Annotated in this window: 24 protein-coding genes; 10 read left to right on the top strand and 14 right to left on the bottom strand. The window is 37.0% G+C overall.

Going from position 1 to position 20,534, the window contains the following annotated elements; all coding sequences use genetic code 11:
* Positions 1 to 111: 111 nt before the first annotated feature.
* Complete coding sequence (locus tag ACIQX2_RS05265; RefSeq protein WP_402847605.1) at positions 112 to 390, top strand: hydrolase; 279 nt, start codon at positions 112 to 114, stop codon at positions 388 to 390.
* Positions 391 to 592: 202 nt separating this feature from the next.
* Here the strand turns inward: ACIQX2_RS05265 and ACIQX2_RS05260 are convergent, their stop codons facing one another.
* Positions 593 to 991, bottom strand: coding sequence for a VOC family protein (locus ACIQX2_RS05260; RefSeq protein ID WP_402847604.1), 399 nt, complete (start codon positions 989 to 991; stop codon positions 593 to 595).
* A 355-nt stretch (positions 992 to 1,346) separates the two neighbouring features.
* On the opposite strand from ACIQX2_RS05260, the gene ACIQX2_RS05255 reads away from it, so the two are divergent.
* On the top strand, positions 1,347 to 2,333 hold the full coding sequence (locus tag ACIQX2_RS05255) for a diaminopimelate dehydrogenase (RefSeq protein ID WP_402847603.1): 987 nt from the start codon (positions 1,347 to 1,349) through the stop codon (positions 2,331 to 2,333).
* Positions 2,334 to 2,386: 53 nt separating this feature from the next.
* Here the strand turns inward: ACIQX2_RS05255 and ACIQX2_RS05250 are convergent, their stop codons facing one another.
* The 3 genes from ACIQX2_RS05250 to ACIQX2_RS05240 are packed head-to-tail and all read right to left on the bottom strand — an operon-like array spanning position 2,387 to position 3,835.
* Entirely contained in the window at positions 2,387 to 2,800 is a 414-nt protein-coding gene (locus tag ACIQX2_RS05250; RefSeq protein ID WP_402847602.1) for a VOC family protein, read from the bottom strand.
* Positions 2,801 to 2,852: 52 nt separating this feature from the next.
* Complete coding sequence (locus ACIQX2_RS05245) at positions 2,853 to 3,368, bottom strand: P-loop NTPase family protein (RefSeq protein WP_402847601.1); 516 nt, start codon at positions 3,366 to 3,368, stop codon at positions 2,853 to 2,855.
* Positions 3,369 to 3,370: 2 nt separating this feature from the next.
* Complete coding sequence (locus ACIQX2_RS05240; RefSeq protein ID WP_402847600.1) at positions 3,371 to 3,835, bottom strand: DinB family protein; 465 nt, start codon at positions 3,833 to 3,835, stop codon at positions 3,371 to 3,373.
* Between the two features lie 13 nt (positions 3,836 to 3,848).
* On the opposite strand from ACIQX2_RS05240, the gene ACIQX2_RS05235 reads away from it, so the two are divergent.
* Positions 3,849 to 4,847, top strand: a complete 999-nt coding sequence (locus tag ACIQX2_RS05235; RefSeq protein ID WP_402847599.1) for a nuclease-related domain-containing protein — start codon at positions 3,849 to 3,851, stop codon at positions 4,845 to 4,847.
* A gap of 362 nt (positions 4,848 to 5,209) precedes the next feature.
* Here ACIQX2_RS05235 and ACIQX2_RS05230 read toward each other — a convergent pair whose 3' ends face one another.
* The 3 genes from ACIQX2_RS05230 to ACIQX2_RS05220 all read right to left on the bottom strand — a co-directional run bounded on the left by ACIQX2_RS05230 (position 5,210) and on the right by ACIQX2_RS05220 (position 8,889).
* Positions 5,210 to 7,324, bottom strand: coding sequence for a sensor histidine kinase (locus ACIQX2_RS05230; protein WP_402847598.1), 2,115 nt, complete (start codon positions 7,322 to 7,324; stop codon positions 5,210 to 5,212).
* Between the two features lie 141 nt (positions 7,325 to 7,465).
* Complete coding sequence (locus ACIQX2_RS05225) at positions 7,466 to 8,158, bottom strand: response regulator transcription factor (RefSeq protein ID WP_402847597.1); 693 nt, start codon at positions 8,156 to 8,158, stop codon at positions 7,466 to 7,468.
* 164 nt (positions 8,159 to 8,322) lie between these two features.
* Complete coding sequence (locus ACIQX2_RS05220) at positions 8,323 to 8,889, bottom strand: hypothetical protein (protein WP_402847596.1); 567 nt, start codon at positions 8,887 to 8,889, stop codon at positions 8,323 to 8,325.
* A 107-nt stretch (positions 8,890 to 8,996) separates the two neighbouring features.
* Between ACIQX2_RS05220 and ACIQX2_RS05215 the strand changes: the two genes are divergently transcribed.
* The 3 genes from ACIQX2_RS05215 (at position 8,997) to ACIQX2_RS05205 (ending at position 11,225) form a co-directional block, all read left to right on the top strand.
* On the top strand, positions 8,997 to 9,854 hold the full coding sequence (locus ACIQX2_RS05215; protein WP_402847595.1) for a BsuPI-related putative proteinase inhibitor: 858 nt from the start codon (positions 8,997 to 8,999) through the stop codon (positions 9,852 to 9,854).
* A 224-nt stretch (positions 9,855 to 10,078) separates the two neighbouring features.
* Positions 10,079 to 10,426, top strand: coding sequence for an ASCH domain-containing protein (locus tag ACIQX2_RS05210; RefSeq protein ID WP_402847594.1), 348 nt, complete (start codon positions 10,079 to 10,081; stop codon positions 10,424 to 10,426).
* A 115-nt stretch (positions 10,427 to 10,541) separates the two neighbouring features.
* On the top strand, positions 10,542 to 11,225 hold the full coding sequence (locus tag ACIQX2_RS05205) for a BsuPI-related putative proteinase inhibitor (protein ID WP_402847593.1): 684 nt from the start codon (positions 10,542 to 10,544) through the stop codon (positions 11,223 to 11,225).
* A gap of 59 nt (positions 11,226 to 11,284) precedes the next feature.
* Here the strand turns inward: ACIQX2_RS05205 and ACIQX2_RS05200 are convergent, their stop codons facing one another.
* The 4 genes from ACIQX2_RS05200 to aceA all read right to left on the bottom strand — a co-directional run bounded on the left by ACIQX2_RS05200 (position 11,285) and on the right by aceA (position 14,756).
* Positions 11,285 to 11,578: an RNA polymerase alpha subunit C-terminal domain-containing protein gene (locus ACIQX2_RS05200; RefSeq protein WP_402847592.1), complete on the bottom strand. Its 294-nt coding sequence runs from the start codon at positions 11,576 to 11,578 to the stop codon at positions 11,285 to 11,287.
* 111 nt (positions 11,579 to 11,689) lie between these two features.
* Positions 11,690 to 11,812: a protein YhfH gene (gene yhfH, locus ACIQX2_RS05195; protein ID WP_139185094.1), complete on the bottom strand. Its 123-nt coding sequence runs from the start codon at positions 11,810 to 11,812 to the stop codon at positions 11,690 to 11,692.
* Positions 11,813 to 11,842: 30 nt separating this feature from the next.
* The gene (gene aceB, locus ACIQX2_RS05190) at positions 11,843 to 13,441 is read right to left on the bottom strand and encodes a malate synthase A (RefSeq protein ID WP_402847591.1); all 1,599 of its coding nucleotides are present in this window, start codon (positions 13,439 to 13,441) and stop codon (positions 11,843 to 11,845) included.
* Positions 13,442 to 13,472: 31 nt separating this feature from the next.
* Entirely contained in the window at positions 13,473 to 14,756 is a 1,284-nt protein-coding gene (gene aceA / locus ACIQX2_RS05185) for an isocitrate lyase (RefSeq protein ID WP_402847590.1), read from the bottom strand.
* A 167-nt stretch (positions 14,757 to 14,923) separates the two neighbouring features.
* Between aceA and ACIQX2_RS05180 the strand changes: the two genes are divergently transcribed.
* From ACIQX2_RS05180 to ACIQX2_RS05170, 3 genes are all read left to right on the top strand, one after another.
* Complete coding sequence (locus ACIQX2_RS05180) at positions 14,924 to 15,619, top strand: LytTR family DNA-binding domain-containing protein (RefSeq protein WP_402847589.1); 696 nt, start codon at positions 14,924 to 14,926, stop codon at positions 15,617 to 15,619.
* Positions 15,620 to 15,794: 175 nt separating this feature from the next.
* Entirely contained in the window at positions 15,795 to 16,154 is a 360-nt protein-coding gene (locus ACIQX2_RS05175) for a YybH family protein (protein ID WP_402847588.1), read from the top strand.
* A 55-nt stretch (positions 16,155 to 16,209) separates the two neighbouring features.
* Positions 16,210 to 16,377 carry a hypothetical protein gene (locus ACIQX2_RS05170; protein ID WP_402847587.1) on the top strand — a complete coding sequence of 56 codons (168 nt, stop codon included), beginning with the start codon at positions 16,210 to 16,212 and terminating at the stop codon, positions 16,375 to 16,377.
* A gap of 80 nt (positions 16,378 to 16,457) precedes the next feature.
* Here ACIQX2_RS05170 and ACIQX2_RS05165 read toward each other — a convergent pair whose 3' ends face one another.
* From ACIQX2_RS05165 to ACIQX2_RS05155, 3 genes are all read right to left on the bottom strand, one after another.
* Entirely contained in the window at positions 16,458 to 18,380 is a 1,923-nt protein-coding gene (locus ACIQX2_RS05165; RefSeq protein ID WP_402847586.1) for a DUF4652 domain-containing protein, read from the bottom strand.
* Positions 18,373 to 18,897, bottom strand: a complete 525-nt coding sequence (locus ACIQX2_RS05160) for a sigma-70 family RNA polymerase sigma factor (protein ID WP_402847585.1) — start codon at positions 18,895 to 18,897, stop codon at positions 18,373 to 18,375. The genes ACIQX2_RS05165 and ACIQX2_RS05160 overlap by 8 nt, the downstream gene beginning before the upstream one ends.
* A gap of 368 nt (positions 18,898 to 19,265) precedes the next feature.
* The gene (locus ACIQX2_RS05155; RefSeq protein WP_402847584.1) at positions 19,266 to 20,162 is read right to left on the bottom strand and encodes a DMT family transporter; all 897 of its coding nucleotides are present in this window, start codon (positions 20,160 to 20,162) and stop codon (positions 19,266 to 19,268) included.
* Between the two features lie 100 nt (positions 20,163 to 20,262).
* Here ACIQX2_RS05155 and ACIQX2_RS05150 point away from each other — a divergent pair, with 100 nt between their 5' ends.
* Positions 20,263 to 20,493 (top strand): excisionase family DNA-binding protein, encoded by a 231-nt coding sequence (locus tag ACIQX2_RS05150; RefSeq protein WP_402847583.1) that lies wholly within the window; start codon positions 20,263 to 20,265, stop codon positions 20,491 to 20,493.
* Positions 20,494 to 20,534 lie beyond the last annotated feature (41 nt).

The following is a 20,534-nucleotide window of genomic DNA, read 5'->3' as shown; positions in this document are numbered from 1 at the left end:
TTTAAACATCTTTATTAATATTGGACAATATGTACAATCTCTTTTCACTTTGAAATCATAAGTTATTAATGCAAGGCTAAATTTACAATAAAATGAAAGGAGGTCTTGAGAATGAAAAATGATTGTAATAAATGTGATAAGCCGAATAAACATCACGAGAAAGATTCCAATAGCTGTAGAGGTTGTATTTGTGATCAGTTAAGAAGATTACAAGTACAGACTGAAGTCGATGTGTTCTTATCAAGCGGTATTGTGTTAGAAGATGTTGTTTTTATTAACTTAGACCAGAATAATTGCTGTGCATTCTTTAATGATCCAACAACAGAACCAGGTTCAACACTTATCGTAGACTGCCAATTTATTCAAGCTCTTCGAATAGAAGCAGACTGAGTTTTGACAAGCGGAAAGCCCTGAGAATGTTTTCACTCAATTTGAACAGTTTAAATTGATAATTAAGGAGATACAAAAATAGCCTTGTTAAATTACTTTTAACAAGGCTATTTTGACTATCTTGTTTCACTAAAGCACCGGTTTAACTGAAGAAATTACATTTTTATTTTGTTATAAGGAGGACAATACTAAGTTCTTCCTATTATTTAGGAAGATTTAGTTGCCACGAAACTCCGAAGCGGTCATTTAGCCAACCGAACTTTTTACTGAAACCATAATCACCTAAAGGCATGAGTGCTTGTCCACCTTCGTTGAGTTTATGATAAAGATTGTCAAGTTCCTCTTCAGTCTCACAAGTAACAAAGATTGAGAAAGAAGGAGTGAAAGAAAATTGATGCTTCACGTTACTGTCAATACACATAAATTCTTGCCCTTTTAAAGTAAAAGTAGCCTGCATTACAGTTCCTTCTTTTCCAGATTCATTAGGTCCGTATCGAACAATACTTGTAATTTGAGAATCTTCAATGAGGGATGTGTAATAATTCATCGCCTCTTCTGCATTGTCATCTTGAAACATTAAGAATGATGCTACCTTCTCCATTATAAATCTACTCCTTTTCATATCTATCTCTAAAGTATAATACAATTCTTATAAAAATATCCATGCTTCAACTAACTAGCTAATAGGATATATACTATTTTGCACATGCCAAATAACCCTTCAAAATCCCTTGGAAGGTTAAACATGACCTGTCGCTTATTATTTCTGCGGATCACAGGTGTAATACCGAAACACTTTTTGGACTATGAAAAACTACTTTTTTTAGATTTAAACCTATTTAAAACCAAATATTATTACATAAAATATTTAATCCACTTATAATAAAGGAAACCACTAAAAATAATTATTCATTTCTTCACTTTAAAAATTTAGTAAAGAAGAAGGAGATAGGTATATGAGTAATAAGATTAAAATAGGCATAGTTGGATATGGCAATCTCGGGAAAGGTGCAACTGAAGCTATTAAACAAACTCAGGACATGGAGTTAGTAGCAATTTTCACTAGAAGAGATCCTAAAGACTTAAATCTTGATGACCCCAATATAAAAACTGTAAATATTTCAAATGCGATTGATTACAAAAATGAAATTGATGTGATGTTACTTTGTGGTGGTTCAGCAAAAGATTTACCTGAACAAACTCCTTACTTTGCAAGCATGTTCAACACTGTTGATAGTTTTGATACGCATGCAAAAATTCCTGAGTTTTATCAATCTGTAAATGATGCTGCAACAAAAAATAATACAACGGCAATTATCTCAGTAGGATGGGATCCAGGCTTATTCTCCATCAACCGTGTGATGGCAGATGCAATTTTACCGAATGGTGAAAACTATACTTTCTGGGGTAAAGGACTGAGCCAAGGACACTCGGATGCAGTAAGAAGAGTAAATGGTGTAAAAAATGGTGTACAATATACAATTCCAGCTGCAGACGCAATCGAAAAAGTTCGTAGTGGTGCAAACCCTGAACTAACAACTGCCGAAAAGCACGCCCGTGTTTGCTATATCGTTGCTGAAGAAGGCGCAGACAAAGCAGCAATCGAGAATGAAATCAAAACAATGCCAAACTACTTCGCTGATTATGATACAGAAGTCAATTTTATCTCAGAAGAAGAATTAAAACGCGACCACTCCAAATCACCACATGGAGGATTTGTCATCCGAGGTGGCAATACGGGAGCTGGCAACAAGCAAATTTACGAATTCTCCCTTAAACTAAACAGCAATCCTGAATTTACTGCAAGCGTATTAGTAGCCTATGCGAGAGCAGCTTACCGATTAAATGATGAAAAACAGTATGGTGCGAAAACAGTTTTTGATGTCGCACCTAGTTATATTTCACCAAGATCATCAGAAGAATTAAGAAGAGATTTTTTATAAGAAATGATTGTTAAAACAACTCCCTTTTTGATAAAGGAGTTGTTTTTTATTTCTTACTCCTTTGGCATCTTGCTCATATCCATATACAACACATTCCAGCGATGACCATCTAAATCAGTAAAACCGCAGCCGTACATCCAACCTTGGTTCTCCGAAGGCTCACCAAAAATTGTACCTCCAGCCTTTACTGCCCTCTTCGCTATTTCATCTACTTCTTCTTTGCTCTCGGCATCAATGGAAAATAATACTTCAGTAGCTTGTTTTGTATCGACAATTTCATGTTTGGTAAAATTTTTGAACGTAGAAACAGGAAAAAGCATTACGTTAGCATTATTATCTCCGATGATTAATTGCACTTGATCGCTATTGCCAGGTGGTGTATTAGTCGAAAATCCAAGTTTGCTATAAAACTCTTTTGATTTATTTGTATCTTGAACTGGCAAATTGATCCAAAAATTTTTTGTCATAGTTAATTCTCCTTCAATTTATACTTCTTATTTATACAGCCTAGTTTTTACATCATTTGTTTAATTCGCTAAGCTGCCGCAACCAATTCTCTACTTCTTCATTTGTATTAAAGTAACGCACTTTCGTACCAAAGACTTCAAATTTTTTTAGGAATAATGGTTTCATTTGTTCTTCAAAGTATGTATTCCACTGAAACATCTTCCGGAATATAGTAAAGGTCGGTTTATAGTTTACCTTTTCTATTTTTAGAAGCTGACGAAGGTATCTCCTAATTATGCGCCATGTTCTTTTATTCACAGGGATATCTAAGAATATAATTTGGTTGGCAGATAGTAATGCCTCGTCTGTCCAATCGATGTGTACACCTTCTATGACCCACTCTTCTAGTTTTACTGCATCGTTAAATAATTGGTTTCTAACATCTATTTCATTTCGAATATCACCTGCTGGCTTATGGTTCCATACAAAATTATCCGTTTCAAAATGTGGTATTTGAAGTTTGGTGGCAACTTTACGAGCGAGTGTAGTTTTACCACTCCCCACGGAGCCTACAATATAAATTTTCATCATTACTCACTTGTAGCACGATTCAAAGCGTGAATAATTCCTGCATGCACCCCTTCATGCCAAATCATGAATTGTACCAGTGCTTCGACTGTCTTCATTTCATGTAGGTTGCCTATGGCCATAGACTCAATTAGAGTATTTGATAAATTGTTATCCAGCGCTGTTATTATTCGTTCCGTTTGTTTCTTTAAAGCACTGACTAATTCTTCTGAAGTTGGAGGCTCCAGATTCCAATCACTTGGTTTTGTACCAGGAACAAATAGGGGAACCCATTCTGGATGTACAATTTCATAAGGAGGAATTGCCTTTTGCGTAAATACCTCTGCATTCACATATACATGGCCTACGTTCCAGCGAATTGTATTATTGAAACCAGGTGGCTGGATATCCCATGAAGTTTCTTTTACCTGGTTAATTCTCCCTAATGTGTAGATTCTTGCAAAGTTTAACTGGTTCAATGTTTCCAAATCCTCATCCCCTTTGTACTTGTTATATATTTATAAAAATTGTATTTTCGATGAAAAGGAGGAATGTATCATCGATATACCACGCAAACCACCAAAATCGATTTTAATCTACAAGCGAATTCTGCAACGTTTACCTACCTATCACCCTACGTATCTAGAAATAGAGAAACGAATAAAAGCAACTGAAGCAGGGTTTCTCGGAGAAAGCTATGTGGACAACTTTCTTAAGCAGGTGCACTTCCCTAAAAACTATGCCATTCTCAAAGATATTCACATCCCGCTTGACTCCAATAGCTATCTCCAAATAGATACACTTATTCTTACCAAAAAATATTTAGCACTCTTAGAAATAAAAAATATCCGAGGTAAAATTTCCTTTCAAAAGAACCCCGACCAATTGATCCGAGAATTCGAAGGTGAAATTACATCCTTTAAATGCCCCGAGCAGCGAGTAACTCGTCAAACGAAAAAACTTCAATCATTACTACAGGTATTAAAAATAAATCTCCCTATAAAAAAACTCATTGTTATTGCTTATAGCAACACGCATGTTGTACTTCCTCCAAAATATACCACAATTGTTATGGGTTGTGACATCTCTTTCTATATAGATAATTACAATCAAATGCCCGATGTTATATCGACTGCAAAATTTAGTCAATTACTCACTCTACTTTTATCCAGATCATTTGATTTTGTCCCTAATCCAATAGCACAAATATTTCACGTGAACCTTTCTGAAGTAATAACTGGTTTGATTTGTCCCACTTGCCGGAAGAGAATGAGTGGTCAGACAAGGTGTCGCATCTGCAACACACCAAAACTTGTTATGCAGCAGCAAGCAGTAGAAGATTGGTTTTATCTTATGAAAAATAGCATAAGCAACAAAGAATGTGTCTATTTCCTCGAATTAAAGGACAAGTATGCCGGAAATTATTTGTTGAATAAACTTTCACTTCAGCCTGTGAACAAATATAAAGCACGACATTATGTTTTACAGCGTGACCGCTAATCTTGGCGGTCTTTTTTGATGCGTTTTTTTGCTATTCCAACTACGAGGCTCATTATTCCAACTAAACCTCGCCAGATTCCAACTACACCCTTCGTTTTTCCAACTCCCTCCCTTAAAATTCCAACTAACACAAATTCTACGTCTAAAAGAGAAGTTTCTCACCTGGATTTCTCCGATTACTATCAATTCGGTTAATTTTTCATGGATTTTTTTTACTATTCCAACTAGTGGGGGTATTATTCCAACTAAATCTCCCCAGATTCCAACTACGCCTTCAATTATTCCAACTAAACTCCCTAAAATTCCAACTAACGTAATTCTCCACAAAAAAAGAGAAACCCCCAACAGGATTTCTCTCTTTTTTATACGATTACTGCAATTTTCACGGTTACTTTGAACAAATCTCCGTCTACTTCCATTCGCAAGCTGCCTCCGTGTAAATCTACGATAGATTGTGCGATGGCAAGGCCTAGTCCGGAACCTTCTGTATGACGAGATGTGTCAGCTCGTTTGAATCGCTCCGTTAATTCATTTACATCGTTTCCTAGCTCATACTTCGCTATATTTTTGATGATGAAAACAGCTTCCCCGTCGATTTGATCCAAATTGAGATACACGCGAGTATTAGGTAGGGCATACTTTAGCGTATTGATGATCAGGTTATCGAGAACTCTCCACCACTTTTGCCCATCTACATAGGACATGATTGGTTTTGTGCCAATGGCTACCCGATACTCTAGCCCGGATTTATCAATGTCTTCCTGGTGTTCAGCGATTGCTTGCTGCAGTAGCTGGGTTAAATCCACTTTTCTTTTATCTAACTCGATATTTCCCGTCGCCATTTTAGATACTTCAAACAGGTCCTCGATGAGCGTTTTCAGACGCATCGATTTTTTATCTAAAATCGCAATATAGGATGCTCTTTCTTCATCTGTAATACTTGGATTTTTCAACAAATCGGTGTACGTTATGATAGATGTTAACGGTGTACGCAAATCATGACTAACATTTGTGATAAGCTCCGTTTTCAAGCGTTCACTTTTTGCTTGCTCGGAATGGGATGACTTTATGCGATCACGAAGTCCATTTAAGCTAGCCGCATGCTCAGCAATTGGTGACTTCCCTCTCACTTCGACTTCGTTTCCAATCACACCTCTTGCCATTTCCTCGGTTTTTACCATAATTCGGTTCAGATATGACATTCTGGACAATAAAAACATGAGTACTGGAATGCCGATTAAAATCGTTGCGGGAACCCAGACGATAATAGCATATGGTTGAACAAGTGTTAGCAAAGTACCAAATCCCCAGAAGAATATGACAATAAGCATGATTAACGTTTGAACTCCAATAGTGCGTTTTAAGAAAAAGCCTTCTAATGAGTTATACCAACTATACAAAAGCGTATTCTTCCAATCAAAGCTTCCAAATCCACCTTTTAACCATTCCCACTGATAAAATACAAAAGTGGCTGCAAGAAGTGCAATGATTAACGTAAAAATTGGTATATCATATCCTCCATAATGTAAAATACCAATCCTCAATTCATTCGTGGCAGTAAATACAATAAAGATACTGACAAAAAATAATACCCATTGTACATCTATAGGCAAGCTATGATACTTCCGCTTTCCTTCCTCAAGCTGAAAATGACTCTTGTCTTTTCTCCAAAAGAATATAAATGTAATAGCCGCTATAACACCTAGGATAAGTATTCCAAAAAAGAATCTCTCTTCTTTTTTAAAATACTGATAGCTATTCGCTCTATCACCATTCTTAATATTTGCTTCTGATACTGCGATAGTTCCTTCGAATTGCGGGTGGGTATAGCCTACTAAATTTTGTACGTACCAAGAGTTATCTATACTATCATTTATAACATTTCCTCTTAAATAATTGGATTTACTAGAGTATTCTTTTTTATAAGCAAGATTGGTGTTCATCTCTCCATTTGTAAATTCTTCACCAGTCTCTTTATTTTTCAATTTATAAATAAAACCTTTATCATAATTTAAGAATTCATTTTTCCGACGCTCTAATACTAGGAAATATTCATCCACTTGTTTTTCTTTTTCAAGTCGTATCTTATCTGCTACATACACATTATCCTCGAAGTTTTTCGTAATGTCTTCCATTTTTTTATTGCGTTCCGCTAGAGATGCTTCGTCCGTTCTTCCTTCATATTGAGATATGATGGAATCGAGTTGATTTTGTAGACTGCCAAACCGGTAACGGTGCTCATCTATTTCCTCCGCTGTTACAGTAATATTTTTCTTTAATTCTTCACTATCTGGAACTGCTAAAATAAGAGACACAATGGAAGACTCAAAGCTACTCAATTCTGCATTAAACTCGTCACTGTCAAAATAGTTCTTCCCTATATAATTGCCGCCATCTCTAATTAGCGTTATGAAGGCTAAAACCATCATTACTGCTAGCAAAGATAGCATTATATCCTTTATCATCGGTTTTTTCACCCTGCTACGCCCCCTTTCATGTTTTGGATGATTTTCACAAAGCTCTCTCTTATTTCTACTAAAGGCATTAGGTTGGTTATACAATAAAACAAGCAAAGTATCCCACAGACAATTGCCACAATAGATAGAAGAAAACTCATTTTACTTGTCGATTTTATAGCCAACACCCCACACCACCTTTAAGTATCTAGGATTTTTAGGATCTGTTTCTATTTTTTCTCGAATTTTTCGGATATGAACTGCTACTATATTTTCAGCGTTATAGGCGGGTTCATTCCACACACGTTCGTATATTTCATTGATGGAAAAAACACGTCCTGCATTTGTCATCAAAAGCTCTGTGATTTTAAACTCAATCGGCGTTAGTTTAACGGACTCTCCTTCTACTGAAAGATCCTTCGCTTCTTTGTTTAATACTAATCCATCGATTTCAATCACTTGCTGCTGTCCTTGATAATTCCCTAATTTCGTATATCTTCTTAGCTGTGACTTCACTCGTGCCACCAATTCCATCGGATGAAAAGGCTTCGTCACATAATCGTCTGCTCCAACAGACAATCCATGAATTTTATCCGAGTCCTCGGCTTTCGCACTCAACATAATAATTGGGATATTTCTTTGCTCTCTAATTTTAAATGTTGCAGAAATACCGTCCATTTTCGGCATCATAATATCCAACACAATGACATGAACTTCGTTTTCTTCTATTAACTGCAAAGCCTCTAATCCGTCAGCAGCCTTTAAAACACGATATCCTTCATTTTTCAAGTAAATTTCGATGCCATCTCGAATATCTTGGTCATCATCGGTTACTAATACTGTAAGCTGTGTCATTTACTTACCTCCTGGCATGGCGTTCTTATGTTACTTATTGTACCCTTCATTCCTTAACATTCCAGTAGGGAAAATATGAAGAAATTCTTAAGAAAACCATTACTATATAAAAACAATAAATGCGTTCTAAATGGGTTAGCCACTAATGAACGCATTTAATACTTTTATTTAATTTTTTTGTATGAATATTTATTGAATAAGTTGTATCTAACAAAAAAACCATCTGCAATTGTAGCGTATTGTCCGTGGTCTATATCAAAGCCAAACTTTTCGTCAGGTCCCCTCCCTTCCCCGTTTGTTTCTATCTTATTATGATTCTTATCAATTAGTTGAATATCATCCATACTGCTCTTAGTTGTTATCCCTCCACCTGGATTCATCGTATAATTTACGAGTAAATTCCCACTTTCTCGATTCAACCGATACTTTGTATCAAAAGAAAAGGTTAAATGCTCGCCTCTTTTGTTCACTTCCATTAGAACTATATTTGTTTGTTCATCCGAATAAACTGTTTCATCAATTGTTAAGGGTTCTTCTGATGAGATAGGAATCCAATCTGGTTTGATAAAGAACTCAATTGGGACATTCTCCTTTTGAAGCTCGAATGTATAGCCCTCTTGGTTAACTATTTTCTTTTTAATAGCCTCTGCACTAAACTGTTCGTTATAAACAAAAATACCAACCATTACAAAAGCTATCAGTAAGAATAAAATTAATACCTTTCTGTTCACTGAATCTCCCCCTATGACACAATTATACCAATATCTTATTTTTCTAACAATTTACTATGTAACTTTCTACGAGCTGAACTGTCTAATCTTATAAAGGAGTGATTATATTGAAAAGACATATATGGAGTGTATTTTCGTTTTTTATTATTTTGGTCCTAGCAGGCTGTGGAACGAATAATTCAGATAGCAATACCGGTAGTGAATCGCAACAACAGGAGGATGAAAGTATCACAACTAAACTAGAAGTTAAAGAAGATGGTAACGGTACGTTTACGATAAAAAATGAAACAGCGGAAGAAACGACTTTAACGTATCCGAGCGGACAGGAAATAGAATATCAGCTTTTAGACAAGGAAGGTGATACTGTATTCACTTATTCGGCCGATAAAGTATTCATTCTAATGATTTCCGAAAAAGTACTGCAACCAAACGAAGAAATTGTCATATCTCTTGACTTAAAAACAGAATTCGCAGAAGTACCTGCGGGTTCATATACGCTTGTAGCCTGGTCGACTGCAGAAACGTTAAGTGATCAAAAACAAGAGGTAGCTTATGAATGGTCAGGAAGTGAATCAACGGAAGAAAGCAAGGGAACAATTACTGTCTATAGAGGAGACGCAAATGCGGAATATGTAGAACCATACGAGGTAACTATTGATCCTACAGGAGATTTAGTGCGTCAAATATTCGAAGAAATTATGGTGCTCGATGTTGGGTTAATTGATTACCGTTTGGAGAATAATAACATGAAACTAATCTTGAATATGGACAATGGACTGGTTAATGTACAAGGAAGTGCTGGAGAAAATATATTTATTGGGACAATTGTTCAGTCCTACTTTGAAAATTTCCCAAAATTAGAGGAAATATATTTTGAAAAAGAAGGTAAGGCACCTGTGGAACTAGCGCATATAGTGGTGACGGAGCCATTCACACGGGATAAACTCTACACTAGACCTAACTAAGAAAAGTAGCAGACCCGCCCTGCAGCGAAAACGTTGGACGACTTGAAGTAAAAGGCTCTCTTTGCCTTTTCTACAAGTCTGAAGCGCTCCAGCTGGACAGATAATAACTAAATAGTAGATACTTTCTGGTCTTCTAAAAAAGAGCTTTTTTAACCATAGTCTGCAATACGTTTAACATGTACACTTGAAAGAAGTAGAAATTTTTTAAACAAGGTGGGCTATAAATGACAAATCACGAAAAAACAAATTTACCTCCAAAAACATGTTCCGTCGAAAGATTAGTAACAATGGAATCAGATGTTGCTTTAGTATTACAAGGAAAAAAAACTGCTACACGCCGTAATGGTCGCTATGCAGATGTAGGCGAAATAATGGAGCTTCAAGGACAGTCCTTTGTAGTAGACCGTGTATACATTCAAACACTAGGTGATTTGGCGGATGAACACGCAAAACAAGAGGGCTTTGAATCGGTAGAGGATTATAAACAATCCATTTTGTCTTATCACCCAGGTATGCCGTGGTTACCTCATATGACTGTATGGGTACATGAATTCAGCCCTGTAAAAGCATAAAAAAACTTCTCTGTGTTTTACACAGGGAAGTTTTTTTGTGTAAAAATTATTGTTCTCTCTGGGTGTAACTTTTTATCCAAAAAATGGTCTAATTCTTATACAGGAGGTGTACAACATGAGAATAGGAAACAAAATTGGTCTGTTTTTACTATTTGCAATCCCTTTCTTTATCTTAGCTGGCTGCGGATCAAGTGCAACGGACTCTACTACTGGAAGTGTACCCGAAAAAGCACATTTATCCACGCAGCTTGATGTAACAGCAGATGGGCTAGGATCTTTTACGATTAAAAATGAATCATCAGAAGAAGCTGTTTTGGAGATGTCGAGTGGTCAACAAATCGAATTCCAACTATTAAACAAAGCGAATGCAGTCATTTACACTTATTCAGCAAATAAATTATTCATACAAGAAAAGCAAGAAAAGAAACTACAGCCTAGTGAAGAATGGAAGATTCCACTCAACCTGGCAGAAGAGCTTGCGGGAGTGCCTGCGGGGTCCTATACATTGGTCGTTTGGTCAACTGCAGAAGGATTAAATGAGCAAAAGGAAGAGGTCGCGTATGAATTATTGAAGTCGCCTGGAAAACTAGTCGTTCAAACACAGGAAGTCACTTTTACCGGACTAGTAGATCCTCACTCCATTGAAGTGAAAAATCTAGAAGGCGGTATGGAAGTAATGCAATTATCTGTGGTAGCAAGGCCTCAGTTTGAAAACCTTGAGAAAGGCACACAACTAATCATTGAATATGTAGAAGAAAATGGGCAAAAAATCATTCAAACTACGTATCCTGCTGAATAGGGTTCTAAAACACCATACAAAATGCATCGCGATTTTGCGATGCATTTTGTATGGTGTTATTAATTTCTGAAGGTCAAACCCTCTTCCTCTAAGCTAGATCTAAGTATGGGTAATGAAGCTGGACCTATACCATGAAGTTTCAAGATTTCTTTTTCACTGAATGCAGAGAGTTTCTGCAAAGAGGTTACTCCATTATGCACTAACGCCCTTCTTGCTGGTGCTGAGAGCAGCGATAGAAATCCGCTATCCGGTTTGTTTTCTTGCTCACAAGTTGGACAGGTCGGACAGTCACTGCTTTTATAATACTTATGTCCTTTGCTACAAGTCCTTAATTCTTTTTCAGAAGTTGCCATTTTATATGTCACCTTTCAAAGGTAATTTTATATTAATAATAATAGTGTAATACACAAAAAACCAGTGGAACTATATGCGTCCTCACTGGTTTTTTGTATATTTAGTTATAGTTATTCCTCGTTCATGCCTATGCAACGTTCGCACTCGTAAAGGGATGATTCTACTTGCTCATTAATAACACATCCACATTCACGACAATGCTTTGTATTTACTTCTTGAGTAGTTGTTTTCATGCAAATCACCTCCTTGAATGGATTGTTTGTTTAGCTAATCTTTTCGTAGCCTGGCAATGTGAGAAATTCGATAAATTTATCTTCTCTTACTAATGATAGAAATAGCTCCGCAGCTTCTGTATAGCGACCATTCCCATAAGCTTCATTACCAAACGAAGCTTTTAGTTTTCCTAATTCCTCTGTTAACACTTGTTCTACTAAAGGTATGGTAATTTTTCGACCATCCTCCAGTTTTCCTTTTGGATGTCTAATCCATTGCCACACTTGTGTCCTAGAAATTTCTGCTGTCGCGGCATCTTCCATCAAGTTATTAATCGGCGCTGCTCCATTTCCACGTAGCCAAGATGCGATATATTGGACCCCTACGCTACAGTTCATGCGTAGCCCCTCTTCTGTAATAGTTCCTTTAGGTACTTCAAGTAAATCTTGAGCGGTTACGTGAACATCCTCTCGTTTTCGATGAATCTGGTTTGGTGTAGGCATATGTTCTTGGAATTGCTCCCAAGCCACCGGTACTAGACCAGGATGCGCTACCCATGTTCCATCATGTCCGTCCGTCGCTTCTCTACGTTTGTCTTCGCTTACTTTGGCGAAAGCTGCGGCGTTGGCTGTTTCGTCCCCTTTTATAGGAATTTGTGCGGCCATTCCACCAATAGCGGATGCATTTCGTCGATGGCAGGTTTGGATACATAATTGCGAATAAGCACGCATAAATGGTGACGTCATTGTTACTTGGCCTCGGTCTGGCAAGATGACCTGTGATTGATTGCGAAGTCGTTTAATATAACTGAATATATAATCCCAACGTCCACAGTTTAGACCAGCAGAATGATCACGAAGCTCATATAAAATTTCATCCATTTCGAATGCTGCCATAATTGTTTCGATTAAAACAGTTGCCTTAATCGTCCCCTTAGGAACATCTAATTGTTGCTGTGTGTATACGAAAATATCATTCCATAATCGTGCTTCCAAATGACTTTCTAGCTTCGGCAAGTAAAAGTAAGGACCAGTTCCCTGAGCGATTGCTTCTTTTGCATTATGGAAGAAATAAAGTCCAAAGTCGAAGAAGCTACCTGATATCGGCTTACCATCAATTTGTATATTTTTCTCCAAAAGGTGAAATCCTCTTGGTCTTACAATAAGTACAGCTGGCTGTTCTTTCAGGTTATACACTTTACCGGTTTCAGGCTGTGTATAAGAGATTGTTTTACGCACAGCATCGCGCATGTTGAGTTGACCTTCAATCATATTCTCCCAAGTTGGAGAAGTAGCATCTTCAAAACAAGCCATAAATGTTTTGGCACCTGAATTTAGTGCATTGATAACCATTTTGCGATTTACTGGGCCGGTTATTTCTACTCGGCGATCCTGTAAATCTTCGGGGAGAGGAGCAATTGTCCAATCCCCTTCTCGAATCGCTTTAGTTTCCGGTAAAAAGTCTAATGTCCCACCACTATCTAGATTTTCTTGACGAGTTTGGCGAGCTTGTAACAATTCTTTTCTTCTATTATCAAAAAGGTAATGGAGGGAAGCCACGAACTCTAATGCTTCTGGCGTTAAGATTTCGTGAATCCCTTCAACTTCTTTCCCTACGATTTCAATTCTTCTCGTCGTTAGTTGTTCCATTTATCATTAACCTCCCATCCCCATGTTTGGTTTAAGCAAATTGTGCTACCTCTGTAGAACCTTTCATCGCTGTAGTAGAAGAAGTTCCTCCCGAAACGATTTGTGAGATTTCATCGAAGTATCCAGTTCCTACTTCACGCTGATGTTTAGTCGCCGTGTACCCTTTTGCTTCGTTTGCGAATTCTGCTTGTTGAAGCTTAGAGTAAGCAGCCATGCCGTTTGTTTTATAGTCATGCGCTAGTTCAAACATGCTGTGGTTCAAAGCGTGGAAACCGGCTAGTGTTACGAATTGGAATTTATAGCCCATTTTCCCTAGCTCTACTTGATACTTTGCAATTGTTTCTTGATCCAGGTTTGCTTCCCAGTTGAATGATGGCGAACAATTGTAAGCTAGCAATTTGTCTGGGAATTGTGCATGAATAGCGTCAGCGAATTGTTTTGCTTCCTCTAAACTAGGGTGTGACGTTTCACACCAGATAAGATCTGCATATGGCGCGTAAGCTAAGCCACGTGCAATTGCTTGTTCGATTCCTGGTTTTGTTCTGAAGAATCCCTCAGGTGTTCTTTCGCCTGTTAAGAAATCCGCGTCACGTGGATCAATGTCACTTGTAACCATATCAGCAGCATCTGCATCTGTACGTGCAATTAGTACAGTTGGTACACCCATTACATCTGCAGCAAGTCTAGCTGATACTAAATTACGTATAGCATTTTGAGTTGGCAGAAGAACCTTACCTCCAAGGTGACCACATTTCTTCTCCGATGCAAGTTGATCCTCTAAATGTACGCCAGCTGCTCCAGCTTCAATCATACCTTTCATTAGTTCAAAAACATTTAATGGTCCACCAAACCCTGCTTCCGCATCTGCAATGATAGGCGCGAACCAGTCAAACTCATCTTCCCTACCTTCTGCTTGGTCAATCTGGTCTGCACGCTGTAACGCTTGATTAATACGCTTAACTACGGCCGGTACGCTGTTCGCTGGGTATAAGCTTTGGTCCGGATACATTTGTCCCGAAAGGTTTGCATCTGCTGCCACTTGCCAACCACTTAAATAAATCGCTTGAAGTCCAGCTTTTACCTGTTGTACTGCCTGGTTACCAGTTAATGCTCCAAGGGCATTGATGAAGTCTTCTTGGTGAAGCGACTTCCATAAACGGTCTGCTCCTTTACGAGCTAATGTTTGTTCAATGATGACAGATCCTCTTAGTTTCACTACTTCCTCTGCTGAATATGGACGTTCAATTCCTTTCCAGCGACTTTCTTCTTTCCATTGTTGTTGAAGCTCTTCTACCTGTTGTTGTCTTTTTGACATTTACATACACTCCCTAATATTTTTTAGAGGAACATTGTTTAAAAATACGACTTTTTTACTGTATCATAACAGTTCCTTTTCTTGTAATCTAATATATAACACAATGATATTTCTTGTATTGATTTTTGGATGAAAGACCATTTTTTAGGGATGAAAGAAGAATCAGAATGACGAATGCAGAATATTATGATTTTGGAGGTGTATTAGTGGAATTTAAACAAGAACAATTAAAACAGTACAGTTTAATAATGGAGGAATGGGCTCCGAAAGAGGCCTCTATCGCTATTGCAGTAGGGGATCAGTATATTTACTATTTGGCAAGGGGACATGGTCTTCATATAAAAGAAGGACAAAAATTTCAGACCAATAGTATTGCAGATCTGGTACTGAGAAAAGGATGTAGAACAGAAGCTGTACTGGTGGATACATTTTCACAAGCACCTTATTTCGGAATCGGTTATCCGATTGAGATTAACGGAGAGAAGGCTGCCTTAGTAGTTATACTCCCTCCTCATCACTCAGTCCCCCTTACTGCTCCTTATAAATTTTTGACTGGGAAGCAAGAAGATGAATGGAAGCCTATTCCAATTGAAAAAGTGTCACATATAGAAAGTCTCCAAAAAAAGACATGGTTCTATGCCAATAAGGAACCTTATAAAACAAGTATCCCCCTGAAAGATTTACAACTTCGACTACCCGATAGCTTTTTACGGATTCACCGCTCTTATATTGTAAACATTTCATTTATCGACCGAATTGTACGCGATTTTTCTTCCAATTTACTAGTTCAGTTACTGGATGGGACCGAATTGCCTGTAAGTCAATCTTATATGGCAGATGTTCGCAGTGCTTTAGGTTTTTAAGCACGGAGAAATGTCCCTATCGTTCATTAAACAAAATCACTCTTAAACAAGAGCTCACCAACATGGTAAGCTTCTTTTTTCCTTTGGCAATAGTCCTCCAAGCCGGAACCTATAAAGAATTGTCTAAATTAGTAGTTTTACTTAATATTAAATTAATACATAAAGGAGGTTAATAATGGAAATATTGCATGAGTATATTAAAGCAACGAACACACATGACTTTGAAGAAGTCCGAAAGGTTTTACACCCAGAGGCTATGTATTTTTTCTCAAATCAAACTTGTACTAATCACAAAGAAATACAGTCCTATTTTGAAAACGCTTGGACTTATGTCAGGGACGAGAACTATGAAGCACGTGAAATTAAATGGCTCTTCAAAGGAGATTCATCTGCTACATGTATTTATACTTATTTCTACGAAGGCTATATTAACGGAGATTATGCCAGTGGTGAAGGTAGAGCTACCAATGTATTTGTGAAAACTCACGATAAATGGCTTTTAATACACGAACATTTAAGCCCGTCTCCTAAATAATTTAACGGTATTTTCCAATTATTCTATAGTTTTAATTAAAGGAGGAGAGCCCTTTATGAGTAGTATAATTGCACTTATTCCGGTACTTATTTTCTTTGTTTTTTGGATTTTTGTTATTTGGTTTTTATTAACACTTGTTAAATCTAGTAATGAACGCAATATGCTTTTAAGAGAGATTTCTAGAAAGCTAGACGGACTACAGAACAACAATAATATTAATTAAGAAAGCTTTTTAGGAGGGCATGACTCACGTCACACCCTCCCTTTCTTGTTACACAAATTTTAGTTAGAATAAATAATTTTTTATTCTGCAAGAATAATTTCCTCGGATATTCGAAGGCCATCTTTTTTAGCTAATAATTCCCAATCTAATACTTTGTCTTTGTCCAATAAAAGATATTTTAGCTTATCCAGCTTTACTAATGGTTTAATGCTTGTTATATTGGTTCCTCGAATATCTAGATACGTTAATTCCTTTAAGTTTTCTAAAGGTGTCAAATCTGACACTTTAGTCTCTGAAATATTTATTCGATTTAAGTATTTCAGTTTGTGAACAACTGTAAGCGTATCTAACTGTGTCTCTTCTAAAGATAGAAAAGTTAAATGCTCGAGTTTACTGATAACAGTAAAATCATTAATGGGATTACCGTTTAATAGGAGATTATCTAAATCAGTTATACCTTCTAGTGCATCTATAGAAGTAATTCGGTTGTTACTTAACTCTAGATACTTCAGTTTTTCTAAATTCTTCAAGGAAGTTATATCCGTTATATTGTTGTTTGCTAAGAATAGATTTTCTGTATTTTTCAGTATTTCTGCCCCTTGTAGACTTTCTATTGCATTTCCTGTTAAGTCTATTGTCTCTAAATGAGCTAGATTCTCCCAAAAGCTAACTTTCATATTTTTATCCCTAGCTGGAATAGGAAGTTTCCCTTCCTCTACATGGCTTTCACTCGGATCCATATTATCTGTATCATACACATGTTTCTCATAAGTGAATGTACCATCTTGGTTAACTTTAACAGACATAATCTCTTCTCTCGGTGTTAAGTCTGTAATAATCGGAGTAACGATATTATCTTTAATATTTAACTCGTATAGCTTCCCCCCCATAGTTACCATCCCATATGCATTTCCTATGATGACGAACGCTCTGTCCTCATCAATCCATTCAACTTTCTTAGGAGTATATTGCCCGTGCTCATTATCTTTTAGTTTAAAAATAGTGGTTTCGTCCGTTTCCAAGTTTTCTATAACTAATATATCTTCTCCTTCTTCCCCTGCCTGTGCATGTATTCCTTCAATTGTTGCTTGCTGGTTTCCACTTGGCGAAGGCTGCCAGGGAGTATTATAAGAAGGGGTAAAATTATTTTCAATTTTTACATCAAAATGAGCAGGGGTTACTACCTCTTCTTCCGTTAAAGTGAATGTAACCAAGTCCGTGTAAATCATCGGTTCATATTCACCGCTTTCCTTATCCAGAAAATCATTTTCCCATTTCACCTCACCAAAACCTGGGACATAATATCTTCTCATTCGATGGTCATCTTTTATACTTTCGAAAATCAATACATTTGTAAAATCGCCGTACGTAGTAGTGACCTTTCCCGAAGTGTCCATAACAGTCCAATCTCCATACTCATCTCCTATTTTCAAAGGAGCTTCCAAAAAAAGCTCTCCCTTGGGAAGTTTGTTCAATTCTTCACTTGACCATTGCAATCGACCTGATACATCGTCCACCATCTCTTCATAAACAATTTCGATCTGATCTCCATCTAATCGATAAACACGCTCTACACTCCCACCATCATTACTCATAACCTGTTGAACATAATGATCATCCAACCAATACGTTTGAGTAGTACTTCCACCATTTTCGAAGCCACCTAAAAAAACAGCCTCAGCTCCATGAGGAGGAAGATATTGTTTTAGTTCCTCGTAATCATCCCCTTTTTCAAAAGTGATTTCAGTGTCCTCTTCTTCTGGTGGTAAGACTAATCCGGGTTCTGTTAGTTGACCATTTTCATTTATTAATTTTGAAGACCATAAATTTGCGCTAAATGCGAGTAATCCTATAAATGTAACGAGTATCCCGTAGTACACCCAGCGTTCCTTATTTTCATTAGTCTTTTTTGATTTTTTTAAGTTCACCTGCTTTTGAATCCGATGTACTCGTTCAGATGTATCACCCATTTTGGTTAGCAGCTGTTGTTTTATTTCATTCATGGATTAGCACCTCCCAATCATTCCCTTTCAACTGAATCTTTAAAAGTGACCGCGCTTTTCTGAGCCTTGTCTTGACGGTATTGTCTGGGATGGACAGTAGTAGAGCAATTTCTAACACGGATAATTCTTCAAAATAATAATAAATAACGACTTCTCGATACTTTACTGGTAGCAGGAGGACTGCATCTGCGAGTTCTATCTTTTCATCCTCTTCTATGATTCGGTTTCTGTTCTTTTTTGCAGGATTTATAAAGTTATTCGTTAACACTTGCTTACGATACCGCCAGCTTTTTAAATAATCCTTACATTTATTAATCGTTATTTTTGCTAAATAAGTTTTCAATGAAGAACGTTCTTCAAACTGTTCAAATTTCTGATAATAGGTTAAAAATGCATCCTGTACGATATCCTCCGCAGCCGACCAATCTTTTATATACAAGTAGGCAAGCTTTAACAAATAGTCGGTATATTCTTCCATAACTTTTTGAAAATGTTGCTCTGCCAAAAAACGATTCATCTCACACTCCCCTAACCTTGCCTTTAACTAATAGACGATACTCATCTACATGACGTTTTCAAATGTTCCAAAACAATTTTTAATTTTTACGTACAAGAAAAACCGGGCAAAAAGACGCCCGGTCCTTTTATGTCCAAAACCATTTTCGATCGTTTTCGAAGAGCTTTGGACAGACGTTTTGCTATATGTTTTCCAAGGGAGTTATTAGAAATGCTGACGTCCACCTGAAACGGAAATCAGTAGTATTATTCATTTTTTAAGTCCTATTAACCCAGTATTCACAGGACATTTTTATATACTTTCTTATCTTTCAAGAAAGGCTGTTCCGGTATATCCCGAAACAGCCTTTTGTATTTATTTCGTTCTATTTAAACAGACACTTTACCTTCTTTTTCAAGTTGTCGGCTAGATGATTTACTTCCAAACGTTAAAATAGCTATACTCCCTAGTAATAAACCAATTCCTACCCAAGAAGTTGCACTAAGTATTTCTCCCACTACAACAACCCCAAGTAAAGCCGCTGTAGTCGGCTCTGCCAGAGATAAAGTAAGCGCGGAGGAAGCGGGGATTTTACGTAGTCCCCATCCGTATAATACATAAGCAATACTAGTAGTTGCTATTCCCAAATAAAAAATGATTCCTATGTTTCCAGTATCCTTCAACCAACTTACATCAAATATAAAAAAGAAGGGAGTTAACAATAATGCGCTAAGCGAGAAAGTCATTGCAACTACTGAGATAGCATCTTCTTTTTGCAACAACGATTTGCTTGTCATTGTATATAATGCAAAAATAAGTCCTGCGACCAACGAGTACAAAACCCCTAATGGATTAATGCTCACTTCACCTTTTGTAACAAATAAAAACATACAGCCAGTAATAGCTAAGCCAGTGGAGATTCCCCAAATCTTTGTAGGACGCATTTTTAAAAATATCCACTCTATTAAACCTGAAAATACAGGTGCACTTCCGATTGCAACCACACTCGCTATTGCTACCCCAGTTAAACGCACCGATGAAAAGAATAAGAGCTGAAACAATGAAATACAAATAGCGGCGTATAGTGTTTGTTTCCAGGGCCATGAACGGAATTTAATTTTTTTTAATAGAACCATAATAATCAAAAGGAATATTCCTCCTGTTGCAGAACGTCCAGCACTAATGATAAATGGGTGAGCACTGTCAGGTAAAAATGTTTGTGCAGTTCCAGTTGTTCCCCACAAAATAGCACCAAATAGTACAAATATGTATGGTAATACGGTCAAGTTATTCCCCTACCTTTCCACATTTTCTAACTTCCAATATAGCACATATTGAGTTACTGCCAATCGTATCTTATACTAATAACGATAGGAGGCATTTTACATGTATATGTCAGTAGAAGAAACTGCGAATTATTTATCAATGCCTATTGATCAAGTAAAACGATATATTTCAGAAAAGAAGATTCGTGCTATTTTTGATGGTGAAGAGTATTACGTTAATAGCGCTCAGTTTGAAACACACTTACAGCAGCTTGAGGAGCTGAAACAACAAATCGACGAATGGCGAAATACTCCAATCCCGGATGATATTGATGTTAAAGATGAAGATTAATACAAAGGAAAAGGACGTTCTCCGAATGAGGAGAATGTCCT

The organism is Psychrobacillus sp. NPDC096623, from assembly GCF_044762655.1.
Lineage (GTDB): Bacteria > Bacillota > Bacilli > Bacillales_A > Planococcaceae > Psychrobacillus.
Note: the sequence above shows the minus strand (reverse complement) of the source record. Positions and strands in the feature narration are given on the sequence as shown.

Bases quoted from the DNA above. Each gene is read 5' to 3' on its own strand.
- ACIQX2_RS05265 (WP_402847605.1), top strand. From the start codon at position 112: ATGAAAAATGATTGTAATAAATGTGATAAGCCGAATAAACATCACGAG.
- ACIQX2_RS05260 (WP_402847604.1), bottom strand. From the start codon at position 991: ATGGAGAAGGTAGCATCATTCTTAATGTTTCAAGATGACAATGCAGAA.
- ACIQX2_RS05255 (WP_402847603.1), top strand. From the start codon at position 1,347: ATGAGTAATAAGATTAAAATAGGCATAGTTGGATATGGCAATCTCGGG.
- ACIQX2_RS05250 (WP_402847602.1), bottom strand. From the start codon at position 2,800: ATGACAAAAAATTTTTGGATCAATTTGCCAGTTCAAGATACAAATAAA.
- ACIQX2_RS05245 (WP_402847601.1), bottom strand. From the start codon at position 3,368: ATGAAAATTTATATTGTAGGCTCCGTGGGGAGTGGTAAAACTACACTC.
- ACIQX2_RS05225 (WP_402847597.1), bottom strand. From the start codon at position 8,158: ATGACACAGCTTACAGTATTAGTAACCGATGATGACCAAGATATTCGA.
- ACIQX2_RS05210 (WP_402847594.1), top strand. From the start codon at position 10,079: ATGACAAATCACGAAAAAACAAATTTACCTCCAAAAACATGTTCCGTC.
- ACIQX2_RS05205 (WP_402847593.1), top strand. From the start codon at position 10,542: ATGAGAATAGGAAACAAAATTGGTCTGTTTTTACTATTTGCAATCCCT.
- ACIQX2_RS05200 (WP_402847592.1), bottom strand. From the start codon at position 11,578: ATGGCAACTTCTGAAAAAGAATTAAGGACTTGTAGCAAAGGACATAAG.
- yhfH (WP_139185094.1), bottom strand. From the start codon at position 11,812: ATGAAAACAACTACTCAAGAAGTAAATACAAAGCATTGTCGTGAATGT.
- aceB (WP_402847591.1), bottom strand. From the start codon at position 13,441: ATGGAACAACTAACGACGAGAAGAATTGAAATCGTAGGGAAAGAAGTT.
- aceA (WP_402847590.1), bottom strand. From the start codon at position 14,756: ATGTCAAAAAGACAACAACAGGTAGAAGAGCTTCAACAACAATGGAAA.
- ACIQX2_RS05180 (WP_402847589.1), top strand. From the start codon at position 14,924: ATGACGAATGCAGAATATTATGATTTTGGAGGTGTATTAGTGGAATTT.
- ACIQX2_RS05175 (WP_402847588.1), top strand. From the start codon at position 15,795: ATGGAAATATTGCATGAGTATATTAAAGCAACGAACACACATGACTTT.
- ACIQX2_RS05170 (WP_402847587.1), top strand. From the start codon at position 16,210: ATGAGTAGTATAATTGCACTTATTCCGGTACTTATTTTCTTTGTTTTT.
- ACIQX2_RS05165 (WP_402847586.1), bottom strand. From the start codon at position 18,380: ATGAATGAAATAAAACAACAGCTGCTAACCAAAATGGGTGATACATCT.
- ACIQX2_RS05160 (WP_402847585.1), bottom strand. From the start codon at position 18,897: ATGAATCGTTTTTTGGCAGAGCAACATTTTCAAAAAGTTATGGAAGAA.
- ACIQX2_RS05150 (WP_402847583.1), top strand. From the start codon at position 20,263: ATGTATATGTCAGTAGAAGAAACTGCGAATTATTTATCAATGCCTATT.